This window comes from Roseateles sp. Mitsp63, assembly GCF_059491535.1.
In genome coordinates, this window is sequence record NZ_CP168509.1 from 3,614,267 (window position 1) to 3,630,457 (window position 16,191).

The window sequence follows — 16,191 nt, forward strand, 5'->3', positions numbered from 1 at the left end:
TTGTGGGTCTACGCCAGTGTTGTTCTCAGATCAAGGACACACTTGATTGGACGGCGGACTGGTGGACCTCATGTTCATGGTCATATCGATGCTGGCAGTGCGCCCCAACGAGTCGGTCACCACCACGCGATACACCGCCCCACCCGATTCGCACGACACCGTTGAATGGGTCGACAGGGACGCGGTCGCCGATGTGCCATTGGTGATCTGCGCCGAAGTGTTCCAGTTGCTGACCACCGACCATTGATAACTGAATGGAGCCAGGCCATTCGTCACATTGGCCGTCACATTGACGTTGTACGTCGGCAGTCCCCGACCGCTGAATGAAAGCGGGAAGCCCGGAGTCGTCGACACTGCTGGAGGCGGCGGATATACCTGCAGATTCACCGGCGCAGAGGCGGAGATTCCGCTTGTCGGCGACGCGATCAGCGTCCCCGTGTAGATCCCTGCCGCGGTCCCACTGCTGAGCGTGACCGTGCCGCATTGAGCACCAGCGCCGCATGCACCGATCGGCCCGGCCACCGTCATGCCGCTTGGCGCGGCATAGCCGATCGCACTCGTGGCGGTCTGGCCCACGTTGGTCAGCGTGCACGTCATGGTCGCCGCGGTCGGTGTCGTCGTCGGCGAAGTCGACGAGCAGTTACCGAGGACCAGTTGCGGCTGAGTCAGCACACGCAGGTCGACCGGCATGGTGGCGCTTCCTCCGGCATTCGGCGATACCAGGAGCGTTCCCGCATACGTGCCGGCGTCGCCGCTGGTGGTGACAGTCATGGTGCCGCAGGTCGAACCGCCCGCGCATGCGCCGATAGGGCCGGTCACAGAGGTGCCCGAGATCGTGCGATACCCGATCGCTGAAGCTCCTGCCTCGCCGGTATTGCTGACGGTGCAGCTGATCGAGGCGGGAGATGGCGTCGTCGTCGGTGAATTGACGGTGCAGCCAGTCAGCGCAATCTGCGGCGGACTCTGCACCATCAAGTTGACGGTGACCTGCGCGGCACCTCCGGTATTCGGCGTGGCGGTGAGGGTTCCCACATAGGTCCAGGCACCGGTGCTGCTCGTCACCGTGACCGTCCCGCACTGAGCGCCCGCCGCGCAGGGACCCGTCGGTCCCGCGACGCTGACCATGTTGGGCACGCTGTAAGCGACGCTGGCGATCGCGGTCTGCCCCGTGTTGGTCAACGTGCAGCTCATCGACGCTGCCGACGGAGCCACGGTCGGCGAGTTCACCGAGCAGTTTCCGAAGGCTAGCTGTCCTGGCGTGTAGACCCAGAGATTCACGGCGGCGCTGCCAGCAACACCGGCATCCGGCGTGGCCGTCAACGTGCCAACGTAGTTGCCGGCGCCCGTTGCGGTGGTGACGGCGACCGTGCCGCAAACCGCCCCGGCCTCGCAACGCCCCACGGGGCCGGAAACCGTTGAGTTCGCAACACCGCCGTACGCGATCGACTGTGCGGCGACCTGTCCGGCGTTCCGGACTCGGCAACTGAAGCTTGCCGGCGTCGGAGTGATCGTGCCGGAGTTCGCGGAGCAGCTGTCCAGGATCAGCGTGGCCGGGCTCAGCACCGAAAGACTGACATTGGCAGTCGCGGGCGTGCCGGACGAGGGGGCTGCAGAGATCGCGCCGGCGTACTGCCCAGCTGCAGCATTGCTCTGAATGGTGACGGTGCCGCACTGACTTGTGCCGGCACTGCAACTGGCAGGCCCTGAGATCGTGATCCCCGACGGCGCGGAGTAGACGATTCCCGCTGCCGCCACTTGGCCAGCATTGCCCAGCTTGCAAGTGGCCGAGTCCCGATTCGGCTCTACTGCCCCGAGTCCGGCTGAGCAATTAAGCGTGAGTGAGGGCGGGGCGATGCCGCTGGCCGCCACGGGCGCAGTCTTCGTGACCTGCTGCCGCGTCCTCAATCCAAGGAGCCAGTCCTGGACGCGGTTGTCGTATTGCACTGCGGTACGCGTTTGCCAAACCTCACCGCTAGACTCGGTGATGGTTTCCGTGGCGTTGGTGACGTTGCCGTAGGCATCGATGCCGGCGTCGTCCACACCCTGAACGACCGTCGGGAGCGGCGTGCCATCCAGATCCCGCTCCGCGAGGCTGACGGTCTTCACATACGGATAGAAGGTGCCAGATCCCGTGCTGAGCGTCGCCAGCTGAGAGGTCGACTGGGATAGCACCACGCCGTTCGCGTGCGTGCTTGTGCGTGATGTCGACATGCCGACGTAGGGGAACACCTGAGACATCGCGGTCACGGTCGTGACATTGCGAACCCGGTCGATCTCCGTCACCCGCGCGAAGCCCAACAGGCCTCGACCCCGCAGGTCGTTCTTGGCGCCTTCGTAGCGATAGTCCTTGCTCAACCAGCCGCCGTTGCCATTGCTCGTCTCCATGCGAGAGACCACCGAGAGGCCGACGGTCATCCGACGCGTCGGGTATGGCACGAGAGGACCTGGATCGTGGACCGTCGGGTCGTCGAGTCCGGCATAGCTGAAACGCACCGCGCGTCCGCCGCCTTCATCCACCCGCTCCAGCAGATCCACATAGCCGCCGGTGCCAGTAAGGCGGACATACCACCGACCCGGCGCACCGCCGCTGCCCGCGTCATAGAGCGCCTTGTCAGGAATGCCGTCGCCGTTGAAATCGGCGATCAATGTCGGGGCTGCCGGACCAGGCGCATCGGAAGATGGCATTGCCACACATGGCGTGACCGCCGTATCGGAGATCTGGCACAGGTGACCAAAGCCGAAGCCGTCGATCTTTCCGTCGCGGTCCACGTCGGCCATCGTCTCAAATGGCATCTGCGTGCTTGGCGAATAGGGCCTCGTGGAGCAGACCAACGAACGCCCCGTGGACTTGCAGACCTCCATCACCGGCAGATTGGGATCCTGTGTCCCCACCACGGCGGCCGTATCGCCGTACTCGCCATAGGCATCGGTGTTGTAGTCCGCCACCAGGGACTGACCCGGTTGCAGTGCCCCCAGGGCGATACCGGCGCTTGGCACCGAGGGCCAAGCGATGAATCCCGTATCTCCGGCGACATACGCCGTCCAGTTGCCGAAGGGGTTGAGCGAACTCCCCATGTTGAACTTGATGACATCCGGACGGCCGTCACCGTTCAAATCGCCCATCCGCTGCACGACCTTCATTCGAAGCTCGGGGTCGCTTCCTGAAGTGAGGGCTGCGGCCAAGTTGTCATACGGGGTGCAGGGATCAAAACCCGCGCCATTGGAGCGACAGAGGTATCCGCCGGAGAAATCGAGCACGAGCAGGTCGTCCCGCCCATCACCATCGATGTCGGCGACCAGATACCGTTGCGCGCCCTGGCCAGCCGCTCTTGCGGACCATGCCTGACATGAGAACCCGCTGCCGGTCGACAAGCAAACGGTGTAGTTGGCCGTCGTGTTGAAGGCCGCAGGCAGGAGAGCGATGTCAGTGAGTCCGTCGCCGTTGAAATCGCCCGTCACCGCCTCTTCGGAACGTCCCGCGACGGCCGTCCACGTTTGACAGTTGAAGGTCGTTTTCGCGGCAAGGCAAACCTTCCAGTTGTTGCCACCATCCGCGTACAGCAAGTCCGTGGCACCGTCGCCATTGAAATCGCCAGCGACGGTTTTCGCCTTGATCTGCTCCGACGGAATGGGCTGCTTCGATGTCGATTCAATATTGATCGACGGCCCGCCCCAGACGCCGCTCCCGGGCGCATTCGCGGTGTTCGCCGCCGGGTCGCGCATGGTCCAGGAGAAATTGGTTGCAGGGAGGCAGGCGCCGGCTCCATCGCAGTCCGTGACGCTGCTGACGAGCGACCTTCCCGAGTTCGGGCTGGCCGCATAAGCGACTCGATAGTCGCGGACCACGCTGCCGCCTTCACCGTTTCCGTCGGTGTTCTTGACGGTCCGGATCGCCACCAGCCGCCGATTGCGCTGCATGACGGACCCCATCACATATCCGCTCCACGGATCCGGACGGGTCTCGTAAATGAAGCGAACAGCGTTATAGGTTGGCTGTGCCGTGCGCAAATTGCCTGTGTAGCGAATACGCACCGGGTAGAGCTCGCCCGTGGCTTCGTTCTGGTCGTAGTCGATGTCGTAGTAGTTCCCTCGCCGATCTTCCACACGGGACAGCGCCCAGATCAGCAATGCGGATGTACCTTGTGCCCGAAGGCGAGAGCCGGTTGTGCCACCGAAGGTGTGGATGAATCCATCCTTGGAACGTACAACGAAGCTCTCAAGCAGTCCGACGGCGTCTCGACCAGTTTCAACTCGACTGAACTGATCCAATTCGGTGCGGTACACCCCGTCCACGCCATGGGTTCCAGACTGCAATATCAAGCGCTGCCCATCGAGGCAGAACTGATCGGAAATGCTCAGGTCAACACCGCGTCGGATCCCGTCCTGCGCGATCGTCTTCCCACAACGCGTGATCTTTGACAGCCCGGCGATGCTCCAGCCACGCCCGAGAAGCCCCTCCTCGGCACGACTGACGTACGTGAAAGCCAGTGCAGGCGCGACTCCAGCCGTTCCAGGTGGTACCTCTAGGGGAATCGAGTACGACGCTCCGCCATCCGGCAACACAAGCTCATTGCCTTTGATGCCGCCGGTCATGCCACCGGAAAGATTTGGCGGTGTCACATTGACGGCTTGAGCGAACGCTGCCCCTACCAAGCCGGTCGTCGCAAGTATTGCGGCGACCGCATTCCCTCGGAGCAGGGTCAGCACTCGGCGCGCCCTGAATGTGTTCGATTGTTTTCCCCGAATGCGCGACAACGCCGCACCGAGGCCGCCACGGCCCAGTTGCATGATTCCTCCCTGCATACCTCGTTTTCGCCCGATTAGACGGGACTGACGCGAGGTAAGCGATGACGCGAAACCCTTAATGGCAACCGCTGTTGCAGCTGCTGTTCTGGTAAGGCACTCCCGCTCGCATGCGCGCGCATACGCGTATACGTATACGTTTACTACGCTCGTGTGTCCCAACCAAACTCCCCCCGATGGGTGAGCGACAGTCGCATCGATAGCTGAGGACGTCGGTCCCCTGAGAAGTCGCCGCCGTTGCAGTTCTTCGTCATGCCGGGATTTCTCTACCCACTTTTGGCGAGTCGGGAGGGGATTCCACGGATCAACGCGATACAGTCGCGCCCTGGCCGCAAAGAAGATCAAGGCCACGCGGCGCGCGCACGCGCCGCCAAGACGGGAGGGCTCCATGAACATTTCCATCCACCGCGCATCGGGCGCACTGTCGCGCGTCACGCGAGGCGCAGCCTCGCGCCGCGCCGCGTCCGCTCCCGCGCGCTGAGCCGCCTGCTCCCATGCATTCGGCAGCAGTCCCGGCCGGATCGCCGCATCGCGTCCTCCGTGCCCTCGTCCCCGTCCCGTCATGCGCCTGAACTCGCTCAACTGGCGCGCATTGACCGACGTCGCCACGCTCAAGCAACGCGCCGCGCGCGCGCCGACGCCCGTGTGGATCGGCCTCGCGCTGGTGCCGCCGCTGCTTGCCGGCGCCGTGCTCTTCGCCACCCGTCAAGCTGAGCGCCTCGCCATCGCACAGGACAAGGCCTTGCACGCCGAGCTCCTCGACCTCCGCGCGAAAGCCGCCGCCGCGCCGCCCGCCGACCAGGCCCCGTTCGCCACCCGCCTGCCGCTGACGCAGTCTTCCGCGCGCGCCGTGACCCATCTGCGCGAAGCCGCCGAGTCGCAGTCCGTGCTCGTCACCACGATCTCGGCCACGCAGCAGGCGCCAACCGCCAACACCCTCGGCCGCTTGAACCTGGACGTCAACCTGCGCGGCAGCTACGCCGCGATCAAGACCGTGCTCGCCGAGGTCCTCGGCCGTGACGCGCAGCAGGCCGTGCTTCAACAGCTGTCCCTTCGCCGAGCGAGCGCCGCCGCGCCCGGTGCCGCCATCGCAAGCCCGGCTGGCGGCGAGCTGGAAGCGCGCGTCGTCGCCACGTGGTTGAGCCGCCCCTTGGCCGAGCCGGCTTCAGTCTCGACCGCGGCCTCCTCGCCCGCATCCCCGTCGTCATCGGCCTCCGCGCCGTCGACCCGCCGTTGAAAGCGCCTCGATGTTCAAGCGCTCGACCCCCACCCACGCGACCGCGGACGCTCCCTCGCCCGGCCTGCGTCCTGGCCTGCGCTGGGCGCTCGGCCTGAGCGCGGCCGCCAGCGCCTGGGCCTTGCTTTCTCCCGCGGATCCTCCGCTCGTCGCCGCGACTGCACCGGCTCCAGCCGGACAGAGCCTGCCGACCACTCCCGCTCCGCGTCCCCCGGTGGCGGCCCTCATCTCGCGTCCCGGCGCCCCCGCGCCGCTTCCCCCTGTCCCGTCCGACCTGCCCGAGCACCCGCTCGAGCCCGCCGACCGCGACCCGTTCTCGATCCCGCAACCCCCGGCCCCGCCGCCACCGCCGCCCCCTCCTCCGCCACCGCCGCCTCCCCCGCCCCAGGCGCCGCCGCTGAACTACCGTTACCTCGGCCAGCTCATCGACCCTCAAGGCCTGCGCAAGGTCTACCTCGCCCGCGCCGACAAGGACCTGCTCGTCGAGGCCGGCACCCGCCTCGACGAGGGCTACCGCGTCGAATCGATCACTGACGACGAGGTCCGCCTCGTCTACGAACCCCTGCAGCAGCGCGCCGTCATCCGCATTCCGCCGGCCGCGCCCGCGCCCTGATCCGCCCGCTCCGATGTCCTCACGCCCCGTCCGCCTCCGCTCCTCCCGGCATCCGGCCGCCTGCACCGCCGCCGCGCTCGCGGTGCTGCTGCTCCTGGCCGGCTGCGCCGAGACCCGCATCCGCGACGAGTCCCGCAAGGCCATGGCCGACGGCCAGTACCAGCAGGCGATGTCCACGCTCGAGAACGGCCTCAAGGAATTTCCCGACAGCACCCCGCTGCGCACCGCGCTGCTGCGCGCCCGCGCCGACACGCAGACCCGCCTGACCTCGCAGGCGCTCGCGCAGCGCGCCGCCGGCCAGTTCGACGAGGCCGCCGCCACGCTGCGCCAGGCGCTCGCACTCGATCCCGCCAACGTGCGCGTGCAATCGCTGCTCGCCGACATGGAGCTCGAACGCAAGGGCGCCGCCGACCTCGCCGTCGCCCAGCAGTGGGCCGAGGCGCGCCAGCCCGACCGCGCGCTGCGCGTGCTCGAGCAGGCGCTCAAGGACAACCCCCGCCACGGCGGCCTGCAGGACCTGCAGCGCCGGCTGCTCGGCGAGCAGCGCGCCGCCCAGGTCCAGGCGCTGAACGGCGTGCTGACCGAGTCCCGCCCGATCTCGCTCGACTTCCGCGACGCCAGCCTGCGCACCGTGCTCGACGTCGTCACCCGCCACAGCGGCATCAACTTCGTGCTCGACCGCGACGTGCGCGCCGACGTGCGCGTCACCGTGCTGCTGCGCCAGGCCAAGGTCGAGGACGCGCTGGACCTGATCACCTCCAGCAACCAGCTGGCCAAGAAGGTCATCGACGCCCGCACCGTCGTCATCTATCCCAACACCGCCGAGAAACATCGCGAGTACCAGGAGCAGCTGGTGCGCGTGTTCAACCTCGCCAACAGCGATCCCAAGGGCGCCGCCGCCTTCCTCAAGGCGATGCTCAAGATCCGCGAGCCCTTCGTCGACGAGCGCAGCAACCTGCTCGCGCTGCGCGACTCGCCCGAGAACATCCAGCTCGCCGAACGCCTGCTCGCCGTCTTCGACAGCGCCGAGCCCGAGGTGCTGCTCGAGGTCGAGGTGCTCGAGGTCAGCGCCTCGCGGCTGAATGAACTCGGCGTCAAGCTGCCGTCCTCGTTCTCGCTCACGCCGCTGGCGCCCTCGGGCGACCAGCTGACGCTCGGCAATCTCCAGAACATCAACCGCGACCGCATCGGCGTCGGCCTCTCGCCTGGCAGCCTGACCGTCAACCTGCGCCGCGAGGTCGGCGACACCTCCACCCTCGCCAATCCCAAGCTGCGCGTGCGCAACCGCGAGAAGGCCAAGGTCATGATCGGCGACAAGATCCCCATCGTGTCGACCACCACCGGCACCGGCGGCTTCGTGTCCGAGAACATCAGCTACCTGGACGTCGGCCTCAAGCTCGAGGTCGAGCCCACCGTCTACGCCGACGACGAGGTCGCCATCAAGATCGGCCTGGAGGTCAGCTCGCTCGGCACCCCGACCAAGACCTCCGCCGGCTCGATCGCGTACCAGATCGGCACGCGCAACGCCAACACGCTGCTGCGCCTGCGCGATGGCGAGACGCAGCTGCTCGCCGGCCTCATCAGCCGCGACGAACGCTCCACCTCCACCCGCGTGCCCGGTCTCGGCGACGTGCCGGTGCTGGGCCGCCTGTTCTCCAGCCAGCTCGACGACGGCAAACGCTCCGAGCTGCTGCTCGCCATCACGCCGCGCGTGCTGCGCAACGTCAAGCGCCTGAACGCCAGCGAATCCGAGATGTGGGTCGGCACCGAGGCCTCGCCCAAGCTGCGCCAGGTCGGCGGCCTGCAGTTCAATACGCCGCAGCCCGAGACCAAGCCGCCAGCACCCGCCGCGAGCGGCGCTCCAGGCGCGCCGCCAGCGGCGGCGCCGGGCGGTGGCGCCCTTGCGCCGCAGGGAACGCCCGCGGGCCCGCCCGCGCTGCCCGTCCGCAAGACGCCGACGATGACACTCGCCGCGCCAGCTCAGGCCAAGGCCGGCGAGACCGTCGAGGTCCGCGTCGACCTGCGCGATGCCTCGCTGCGCGGGCTCATGGCGGAAGTCCAGTACAGCGCCGACAAACTCACGCTGATCGACGCCGAGGAGGACGGCTACTTCCGCAGCGGTGGCGCGGTGACCAGCTTCAGCAAGCGGGCCGAGGCCGGCCGCGTCAACCTCAGCGTGCTGCGCAACCAGGCCACGGCCACGGCCGGCGAAGCGTCCGGCGGCGTGTTCAAGCTGCGCTTCAAGGCCACCGCGGCGGGACGCGCCGAGGTGCGCGTGGGCACCGCGCAGCCCGTCTCGCTCGAGCCGGGCAGCGGCCAGCCGGTGCTGCCGATGCCCGCCGTCATCGAGGTGAAGTGACCATGGCACCGCGCCGCGCGTCCGCCCACGTCCGCCGCCGCGATGGCCGCGCGGCGGGCCTGCGCGCGCGCGGCTTCACGCTGATCGAGCTGCTGGTGTGCCTGGCGATCCTGGGCTTCCTGGCCTCGCTCGCGCTGCCGATGGCCGAGATGACGGTGCAGCGCGAGAAGGAGCGCGAGCTCAAGCGCGCGCTCTGGGAGATCCGCGACGCGCTCGATGCCTACCGCGTCGCGCGCGAGGCCGGTGCCGTGCTGGGTCCCGGTGACCGCCCGCCGTATCCCGCCACGCTGCACGAGCTGACCGTGGAAGTGCCCGACGCGCGCGCCGACCGCCAGGGCCAGACGATGCGCTTCCTGCGCCGCGTGCCGCGCGACCCCTTCGCCGAACCCGGCGTGCCGGCCGAGCAGAGCTGGGGCCTGCGCGGCTACCAGTCCGACGCCGACAACCCGCAGCCCGGCCCCGAGGTCTATGACGTCCATTCGATGTCCCCTGCCGTCGGCCTCAACGGCGTGCCGCTGAAGCAATGGTGAGGCCCGCGATGACCGCCCCCATCCGCCGCGCGGCGCGCGGCTTCACCGTCATCGAGCTGCTGGTGGTGCTGGCCGCGCTCGCGCTGCTGCTGAGCGTCGCGGCGCCGCGCTACGTGCAGCACGTGGACCGCGCGCGCGATACCGCGCTGCGTCACAACCTGCAGGCGATGCGCGACGCGATCGACAAGTTCTACGGCGACCAGGGCCGCTATCCAAAGGAACTGCCCGAGCTGGTCGAGCGCCGCTACCTGCGCGCGATCCCGCTCGACCCGGTGACGCAGCGCGCGGACAGCTGGGTCGCCGTGCCTCCGCGCGCCGGCGATGCCAGTGGCGCGGGCGATGGCGAAGGCATCGCCGACGTGCGCAGCGGCGCGCGCGGCATCGCGCCCGACGGGAGCAGCTATGCGTCGTGGTGAGCGCGCGGCCGCGACGCGGTCAAGGACCCGGGGCTATGGCCTTGTCGCCGTGCTCGTGCTGCTGGCGCTGGCCTCGCTCGCGCTGTCGGTGGCGGCGCAGTCCTGGTCCGCCGACGTCCGCCGCGACAAGGAACAGCAACTGCTGCGCATCGGCACGCTCTACGTGCAGGCGCTCGAGCGCTATCGCCGCAGCTCGCCGGGCACCGACAAGCGCCTGCCGCGGGAGCTCGCGGAACTGCAGCGCGACGAGCGCTTCGTCGGCACCGTGCGCCATCTGCGCCAGCTCTACCCGGACCCGGTCGGCGCCACCGGCCAGTGGGGCATCGTGCGCGGCGACGACGGCCGCGTCCGCGGGGTCTACAGCCTCAGCGAGGCCGAGCCCTTGATCAGCGGCCCGGTGCGCCGCCCCGGCGTGCGGCTTCCCGCGGCGCGCCGCTATTCGGATTGGAAGTTCGTCGTGGACTCCGAGCAATGAAGGACCAGAACCCCATGCATCCCATCGAGCCCCAAGCTCCCCAGGCGCCGCTGGCCACCGCGCGCCGGCGGCCAGCCGCCCTCCACCGCGCCCGCGGCTTCACGCTGCTCGAGCTGCTGGTGGTGATCCTGATCATCGGCCTGCTGACCGGCATCGTCGGTCCGCGCTTCCTGAGCCAGATCTCGCGCTCCGAGGTCACGACGGCGAAGGCGCAGCTGGATGCCATCGACAAGGCGCTGCAGGCCTACCGCATCGACATGGGCCGCTACCCCGAGTCCGGCGAGGGCCTGGCCGCGCTGGTGCGCAGCGACGCCAACGATCCGCGCTGGCGCGGCCCCTATCTGAAGGGCGAGTTGCCCAACGACCCGTGGGGCATGCCTTATCAGTACCGCATTCCGTCGCAGCAGCCGGGGAAGGACTACGAGCTGTTCAGCTTCGGCCGTGACCGCGTCGCGGGCGGCACCGGCGACGATGCCGACATCCAGCTCTGAAGCCCCGGCTCCGCCACCGCGCCCTGCCCCCTTTTCCCGTCTCGCATGAAGCTCCGCGTCCGCCTGCTCGACCCCGTGCGCCTGTCCGTCAGCGAGGAGCTGATGGAGGCGCCGTCGCGTGAAGCGCTCGGCGATCGCCTGCCCGATGGCCGCAAGGTGCTGGGCGCCGAGCCGGTGCGCGATGCCGCTCGCCCGCGCGCGGCCGCCCTGGCGTCCGGTCCGGCCGGGACCGCTGGAGCGGCCGGCCTGCGCGCGAACGCGCTCGACATCGCCTGGTGGTGCCAGGAGTTGCGCACGCTGCTGGTGGCCGGCATGACGGTGGTCGAGGCGATCGAGACGCTGCAGGCGCAGTCCGGCTCGGACCCGGCGCGCGCCGCGCTGCAGACGGCCTTGCTGGAACAGCTGCACCGTGGCAAGCCGCTGTCGGTGGCGATGGAATCGCTGGAGCGCTTCCCGATGGTGCTGGTGGCCAGCGTGCGCGCCAGCGAGCGCAGCAGCTCGCTGGCCGAGGCGCTGTCCGAGTACCTGCGCTATCACGAGATGGTGGAGGCGCTGCGCAAGAAGGTCGTCAGCGCCGCGATCTATCCCAGCCTCGTGCTGGGCCTGGGCCTGCTGGTGAGCGGCTTCCTGATCGTCGTCGTGCTGCCGCGCTTCGCGTCGATGTACGCCGACCTGCATGGCGAGATGAGCTGGTCGACCCATCTGCTGACGCTCGCCAGCGTGTTCGTGCGCGAGCACCGCCTCGCGATCCTGGCCGCGGCCGCCACGCTTGTAGCCCTGGCCGTGATGGCTTGGCGCCAGGGCGCGATCCAGCGCCTGGCGATGCGCGCGGCCAACGCCTTCCCGCCGGTGCGGCGCGCGCTGCGCGAGTTCCGCCTGGCCAAGCTGTACCACTCGATGACGGTGATGTTCCGCGGCGGCTACACGCTCGACGAAACCCTGCTGCGCTGCGAGGGCCTCGCGCTCGGCGAGCGCATGGACGCCTCGATGCGCGAGGCGCGCCTGGCGCTGACGCGCGGCGTGCGCGTGTCAGCGGCCCTCTCCGAGTCCGGTCTGACGGACACGGTGACGCAGCGCCTGCTCGCCGTCGGCGAGCGCTCGGGCAACTTCGAGCGCGTGCTGCAGACCATCGCCGAGCGCCATGCCGGCGCCTTCGCCGCCTTCATGGACCGCGCCACGCGCATCGTCGAGCCGCTGATGCTGCTGCTGGTGTCGCTGCTCGTGGGCAGCATCGTGGTGCTGATGTATCTGCCGATCTTCGACATCGCGAGCAGCATCCGCTGAGCGCCGGCCTTCCCAGATTTCCGATGAGAGACCGCCACCGATGAACGCCGATCCCCGCCCGGATCCCCGCGCCGACTTCCGCGCCTCGCTGCAGGCCGCGCGGCGCCAGGCCGCGCAGGCCGGCACCGGCAGCGTCCTCGATCACCTGCTGCGCGATGCCGCCTGGCGCGACCAGTTGCCGGCGCTGCTGCGCGAGACCGGCGGCATGGAGATGCTGGATGGCGAGACGCGCGCGCTGCCGGACCTGTCGCTGTTCGGCGCGGCGGGTGCCGGCCTGGCGCGGCAGCTGCGCGCGGTGCCGGTCCGTCTGGACGGCGAAGCCGACCGGCTGCGGCTCGCGATGGCCGATCCCTGGGACGAGGCCGCGCTGCGCCGCGCCGCGCAGGCGATGGGACGCCGCGTGCCGCCGATCGCGGCCACCGGCGCGCGGATCGACGCCTGGTGCGGCGCTCAACCCAGCGCCAGCGCCGCCGCGGCCGAATCGCCGGATGGCCCGGTGGTGGCCTTCGTCGACCAGGCGCTGCGCCGCGCCTACGAGGTCGGCGCCAGCGACATCCACTTCGAATGCGACCGCCACGGCGTGACCGTGCGGCTGCGGCGCGACGGCGTGCTGATGCCGCATGCGCGGCTGGACGGCGCGCGCCAGGCCGAGGAGGCGATCTCCCGCATCAAGGTGCTGGCGCAGCTCGACATCACCGAGCGGCGCCTGCCGCAGGACGGCCGCTTCCGCGTGGCGCTGGGCGGCGGCGAGCTGGACCTGCGCGTGTCCGTGATCCCGAGCGTGTTCGGTGAGGACGCGGTGCTGCGCCTGCTGGACAAGGCGCAGCTGCGCGATCCGGCCGACCAGGTGTCGCTGGACCTGCTGGGCTTCGACGCGGCCGGCGCCGCGATGATCCGCGAGCTCGCCGGCCTGCCGCACGGCATGCTGCTGGTGACCGGGCCGACCGGCAGCGGCAAGACGACCACCGTCTACGCGGCGCTGTCCGAGGTCAACAACGGCATCGAGAAGATCATCACCATCGAGGACCCGGTCGAGTACGAGCTCGCCGGCGTGCTGCAGGTGCCGGTCAACGAGCGCAAGGGCCTGACCTTCGCGAAGGGGCTGCGCTCGATCCTGCGCCACGACCCGGACCGCATCCTGGTCGGCGAGATCCGCGACGCGGAGACCGCGGAGATCGCGGTGCAGTCGGCCCTCACCGGCCACCAGGTGCTGACGACGGTGCACGCGAACAGCGTGTTCGACGTCACCGGGCGCTTCAAGCACTTCGACCTCGACATGTTCGGCTTCATGGCGGCGCTCAACGGCGTGATCGTTCAGCGCCTGGTGCGCTGCCTGTGCCCGCATTGCGCCGGCGAGCGCCCCGCGACGCCGCGCGAGCAGCAGTGGTTCCTCGACATGGGGCTGCCAAGGCCCGCGGCGATGCCGCGCGCGCAAGGCTGCGAGCGCTGCGCCGGCACGGGCTACAAGGGGCGCCGCGTGATCGCGGAGGTCCACACGATCGATGACGGCTTCCGCGACCTGGTGACGACCGGGGCGCCGGTGTCCGCGCTGCGCGAGCACGTGCTGCGGCAGGGCGTGAGGAGCCTCTCGCAATTGGGAGCCGACATGGTGAGCCGGCGCGAATCGAGCGCGGAGGAGATCAAGCGTGTGGTGGGTTGGTAAGCGCAAGGCGCCCGCCGGGCGCGCGGCGTCCTCGACGGCATCCCGGATGACGTCACGGACGGCGATCGCCTATGCGAGCGACAGCGCCGTGCGGCTGGCGCTGGGCGGGGTGATGCAGCTCGCGTCGGCGGTGGACGGACGCGAGGCGGCCCTGGCCGCCTTGGCCGCTGCCGTGCGGGACCTGCCCCGCGGCACGCGGCTGCGCATCGCGGTGGGCGGCGCGGCCTGCCGGCCCTTCCTGCTGCCGGAGATCGCTGGCGCCACCGGCGAGGCCGAATGGTCGGCCATCGCGGCGGCCATGGTCGAGGAGGCCACGGGCCTGCCCGCGGGCAGCGCGGTGTGGCTCGATGGCGGCCAGATCTCGCCGCGGCTCGCGGTGGCGATCGACGCCGCGTGGCTGCGCGGGCTCCAGGCGCTGGGCGGACGCGCGCTCGACAGCCTCCGCCCCTGGTGGGCGCTGGCGATCGACGGCGAGGCGGTTTCACCCTTCTCCGCCGGCCTGCACGGCCTGGCCGTCGCCGACAGCGAGATGCTCGTGCTCCTGCTCGCCGATGGCGAGATCTATCGCGTCGCACAGACCTATCCGCTCGAGGGCGAGTCCCCGCGGGCCGTGCTCAGCCGCGCGCTGGTGACCCATGACTGGCCGGCCGAGGCGGTGCGGCTGGTCGAGTTCGACGGTGGCGCTCAGCCGGGACAGGCGGTCGGCGACCCGCTGCCCTTCGGCAAGACCATCAGCACGACCATCGGCAAGGTCGTCGACCAGGCGCCGAGCAAGGAGCTCGCGACATGAGGTCCCTGAAGGTGGAGTTCGCGCCAGCCCGGCGCCCGGTCGTCGCGCTGGCGCTCTGGGGCGCGGCGTGCACGCTGGCGGCGCTCGCGCTTGGCATTGCCGCTTGGCAGTCGTGGGAGCATCGCCAGGCCGTCGCAGCTCGCACCGCGAGCGACACGCAGGAAGCGACGCGGTTGCGCGCCGTGCTGCGCGAGCGCGCCGACCGCGCCGCGGCCTCGGCCGCCGCGCCGGCCTATGCCCGCGACGCGCTCGTGGTGGCGAAGGCCGCCGCCTTCCCGATGCAGCCGGTGCTGCGCTCGCTCGAGACGGTCGCCGTCGACGGCGTGCGCGTCACCGCCATCGAACTGAACGCCGCGCGCGGCGGCGCCGACGTGACGCTGGAGTTCGACGACTACAAGGCGTTGCTGGCCTACCTCGAACTGCTGAACGAAGGCGAGCCGGCGCCGCGCTGGGCCCTGGTGCGGGCCGAGGCCTCCGGCGCCCGGCGGCAGGCGGTGATCCGCTCGGCCTGGTCCTGAAACAACAACGCCCGCCGGTGCTCTCGCACCGCGGGCGTCGTTCCGGTGAAGGAAGCCGGGAGGCTTACTTGTTCACCGCATCCTTCAGCGCCTTGCCGGCGGTGAACTTGGCCACCTTCGAGGCCGGGATTTCCAGCGCTTCGCCCGTGGCGGGGTTCTTGCCGGTGCGGGCGGCGCGCTCGCTCACCTTGAAGGTGCCGAAGCCCACCAGGGCGATCTGGTCGCCAGCGGCCAGCGCTTCGGTGATGGTTTCCAGGGTCGCGTCCAGCGCGGTCGCGGCCACGGCACGGGTCACGCCAGCCTTGGTGGCGATGCCTTCGATCAGTTCACTCTTGTTCATCAATGCTTCCAGTAAAAAACCAGGATCCGGCTAGCCGGGGGCCGCGATTATCAGTCAGTCCTGACCACTCGCCTGTTTGAAGACGCAACCACGGGCCTTCCACCGGCGTCGTTCGTCCGAATGGCGGACTTTGGTGAGCCCAAAACGGCGCGGCTCCCCCATGAAAAACGCCCCGGGGTTGCCGGGGCGTCGTCCAGGGGTGTGGGAACCGGGGTTCAGGAGGCCTTGGCGCCGTCCTCGGAGGGCCAGTCGCGGATGTAGGCCTTGAGCATGCGGTTCTCGAAGTCCTGCGCGTCGACCACGGTCTTGGCCACGTCGTAGAACGAGATCACGCCCATCAGCTGCTTGCCGTTGAGCACCGGCATGTAGCGCGCGTGGCGGCCCAGCATCATGCGGCGCACTTCGTCGATCTCGGTCTCGGGGGTGCAGGTCAGCGGGGCGTCGTCCATCACGCTGCGCACCAGCCGCGTCCCGACGCTGCCGCCGTTGGCGACCACGGCCTGGATCACCTCGCGGAAGGTCAGCATCCCGACCAGGTCGCCGAACTCCATGACGACGAGCGAGCCGATGTCGCGTTCGGCCATGGTCTCGGCGGCGTGGGCCAGGGGTTGGTCCGGGGAGACGGTGAAGAGCGTGTTGCCCTTGACGCGCAGGATGTCTGAGACTTTCATG

General features: G+C 69.5%; 14 protein-coding genes. 11 read left to right on the forward strand and 3 right to left on the reverse strand.

Annotated elements, in window-relative coordinates; translation table 11 throughout:
• Positions 1–30 precede the first annotated feature (30 nt).
• Positions 31–4,788 (reverse strand): FG-GAP-like repeat-containing protein, encoded by a 4,758-nt coding sequence (locus tag ACEN96_RS15835; RefSeq protein WP_495584050.1) that lies wholly within the window; start codon positions 4,786–4,788, stop codon positions 31–33.
• A 577-nt stretch (positions 4,789–5,365) separates the two neighbouring features.
• Between ACEN96_RS15835 and ACEN96_RS15840 the strand changes: the two genes are divergently transcribed.
• The 11 genes from ACEN96_RS15840 to ACEN96_RS15890 are packed head-to-tail and all read left to right on the forward strand — an operon-like array spanning position 5,366 to position 15,179.
• Positions 5,366–6,040 (forward strand): hypothetical protein, encoded by a 675-nt coding sequence (locus tag ACEN96_RS15840; protein WP_495584051.1) that lies wholly within the window; start codon positions 5,366–5,368, stop codon positions 6,038–6,040.
• A 10-nt stretch (positions 6,041–6,050) separates the two neighbouring features.
• Positions 6,051–6,653 (forward strand): hypothetical protein, encoded by a 603-nt coding sequence (locus tag ACEN96_RS15845; RefSeq protein ID WP_495584052.1) that lies wholly within the window; start codon positions 6,051–6,053, stop codon positions 6,651–6,653.
• Positions 6,654–6,666: 13 nt separating this feature from the next.
• Positions 6,667–9,012, forward strand: a complete 2,346-nt coding sequence (locus tag ACEN96_RS15850) for a secretin GspD/PilQ domain-containing protein (protein WP_495584053.1) — start codon at positions 6,667–6,669, stop codon at positions 9,010–9,012.
• A 2-nt stretch (positions 9,013–9,014) separates the two neighbouring features.
• The gene (locus tag ACEN96_RS15855; RefSeq protein WP_495584054.1) at positions 9,015–9,542 is read left to right on the forward strand and encodes a type II secretion system protein; all 528 of its coding nucleotides are present in this window, start codon (positions 9,015–9,017) and stop codon (positions 9,540–9,542) included.
• Positions 9,543–9,550: 8 nt separating this feature from the next.
• Complete coding sequence (locus ACEN96_RS15860) at positions 9,551–9,958, forward strand: type IV pilin protein (RefSeq protein ID WP_495584055.1); 408 nt, start codon at positions 9,551–9,553, stop codon at positions 9,956–9,958.
• Positions 9,945–10,433 carry a type II secretion system protein gene (locus tag ACEN96_RS15865; RefSeq protein ID WP_495584056.1) on the forward strand — a complete coding sequence of 163 codons (489 nt, stop codon included), beginning with the start codon at positions 9,945–9,947 and terminating at the stop codon, positions 10,431–10,433. Before ACEN96_RS15860 ends, ACEN96_RS15865 begins: the two co-directional genes overlap by 14 nt.
• 14 nt (positions 10,434–10,447) lie before the next feature.
• Complete coding sequence (gene gspG / locus ACEN96_RS15870; RefSeq protein ID WP_495584057.1) at positions 10,448–10,924, forward strand: type II secretion system major pseudopilin GspG; 477 nt, start codon at positions 10,448–10,450, stop codon at positions 10,922–10,924.
• Between the two features lie 45 nt (positions 10,925–10,969).
• Complete coding sequence (locus ACEN96_RS15875) at positions 10,970–12,208, forward strand: type II secretion system F family protein (protein WP_495584058.1); 1,239 nt, start codon at positions 10,970–10,972, stop codon at positions 12,206–12,208.
• A 40-nt stretch (positions 12,209–12,248) separates the two neighbouring features.
• A complete protein-coding gene (locus tag ACEN96_RS15880) occupies positions 12,249–13,871 on the forward strand; it encodes a GspE/PulE family protein (RefSeq protein ID WP_495584059.1) in 1,623 nt (540 codons plus the stop codon).
• A 46-nt stretch (positions 13,872–13,917) separates the two neighbouring features.
• The gene (locus ACEN96_RS15885; RefSeq protein WP_495584060.1) at positions 13,918–14,661 is read left to right on the forward strand and encodes a hypothetical protein; all 744 of its coding nucleotides are present in this window, start codon (positions 13,918–13,920) and stop codon (positions 14,659–14,661) included.
• Positions 14,658–15,179, forward strand: a complete 522-nt coding sequence (locus ACEN96_RS15890) for a hypothetical protein (RefSeq protein ID WP_495584061.1) — start codon at positions 14,658–14,660, stop codon at positions 15,177–15,179. The genes ACEN96_RS15885 and ACEN96_RS15890 overlap by 4 nt, the downstream gene beginning before the upstream one ends.
• Positions 15,180–15,243: 64 nt before the next feature.
• Here the strand turns inward: ACEN96_RS15890 and ACEN96_RS15895 are convergent, their stop codons facing one another.
• Together ACEN96_RS15895 and ACEN96_RS15900 are read right to left on the reverse strand one after the other, a co-directional pair.
• Positions 15,244–15,519, reverse strand: a complete 276-nt coding sequence (locus ACEN96_RS15895) for an HU family DNA-binding protein (protein WP_495584062.1) — start codon at positions 15,517–15,519, stop codon at positions 15,244–15,246.
• Positions 15,520–15,734: 215 nt separating this feature from the next.
• Positions 15,735–16,190: a CBS domain-containing protein gene (locus ACEN96_RS15900; protein ID WP_495584063.1), complete on the reverse strand. Its 456-nt coding sequence runs from the start codon at positions 16,188–16,190 to the stop codon at positions 15,735–15,737.
• Position 16,191 lies beyond the last annotated feature (1 nt).

Excerpts from the sequence above, each read along its gene's own strand:
- ACEN96_RS15865 (WP_495584056.1), top strand. The coding sequence starts at position 9,945 with ATGCGTCGTGGTGAGCGCGCGGCCGCGACGCGGTCAAGGACCCGGGGC.
- ACEN96_RS15850 (WP_495584053.1), top strand. The coding sequence starts at position 6,667 with ATGTCCTCACGCCCCGTCCGCCTCCGCTCCTCCCGGCATCCGGCCGCC.
- ACEN96_RS15895 (WP_495584062.1), bottom strand. The coding sequence starts at position 15,519 with ATGAACAAGAGTGAACTGATCGAAGGCATCGCCACCAAGGCTGGCGTG.
- ACEN96_RS15900 (WP_495584063.1), bottom strand. The coding sequence starts at position 16,190 with ATGAAAGTCTCAGACATCCTGCGCGTCAAGGGCAACACGCTCTTCACC.
- ACEN96_RS15845 (WP_495584052.1), top strand. The coding sequence starts at position 6,051 with ATGTTCAAGCGCTCGACCCCCACCCACGCGACCGCGGACGCTCCCTCG.
- ACEN96_RS15840 (WP_495584051.1), top strand. The coding sequence starts at position 5,366 with ATGCGCCTGAACTCGCTCAACTGGCGCGCATTGACCGACGTCGCCACG.
- ACEN96_RS15860 (WP_495584055.1), top strand. The coding sequence starts at position 9,551 with ATGACCGCCCCCATCCGCCGCGCGGCGCGCGGCTTCACCGTCATCGAG.
- gspG (WP_495584057.1), top strand. The coding sequence starts at position 10,448 with ATGCATCCCATCGAGCCCCAAGCTCCCCAGGCGCCGCTGGCCACCGCG.
- ACEN96_RS15835 (WP_495584050.1), bottom strand. The coding sequence starts at position 4,788 with ATGCAACTGGGCCGTGGCGGCCTCGGTGCGGCGTTGTCGCGCATTCGG.
- ACEN96_RS15875 (WP_495584058.1), top strand. The coding sequence starts at position 10,970 with ATGAAGCTCCGCGTCCGCCTGCTCGACCCCGTGCGCCTGTCCGTCAGC.
- ACEN96_RS15880 (WP_495584059.1), top strand. The coding sequence starts at position 12,249 with ATGAACGCCGATCCCCGCCCGGATCCCCGCGCCGACTTCCGCGCCTCG.
- ACEN96_RS15890 (WP_495584061.1), top strand. The coding sequence starts at position 14,658 with ATGAGGTCCCTGAAGGTGGAGTTCGCGCCAGCCCGGCGCCCGGTCGTC.
- ACEN96_RS15885 (WP_495584060.1), top strand. The coding sequence starts at position 13,918 with ATGACGTCACGGACGGCGATCGCCTATGCGAGCGACAGCGCCGTGCGG.
- ACEN96_RS15855 (WP_495584054.1), top strand. The coding sequence starts at position 9,015 with ATGGCACCGCGCCGCGCGTCCGCCCACGTCCGCCGCCGCGATGGCCGC.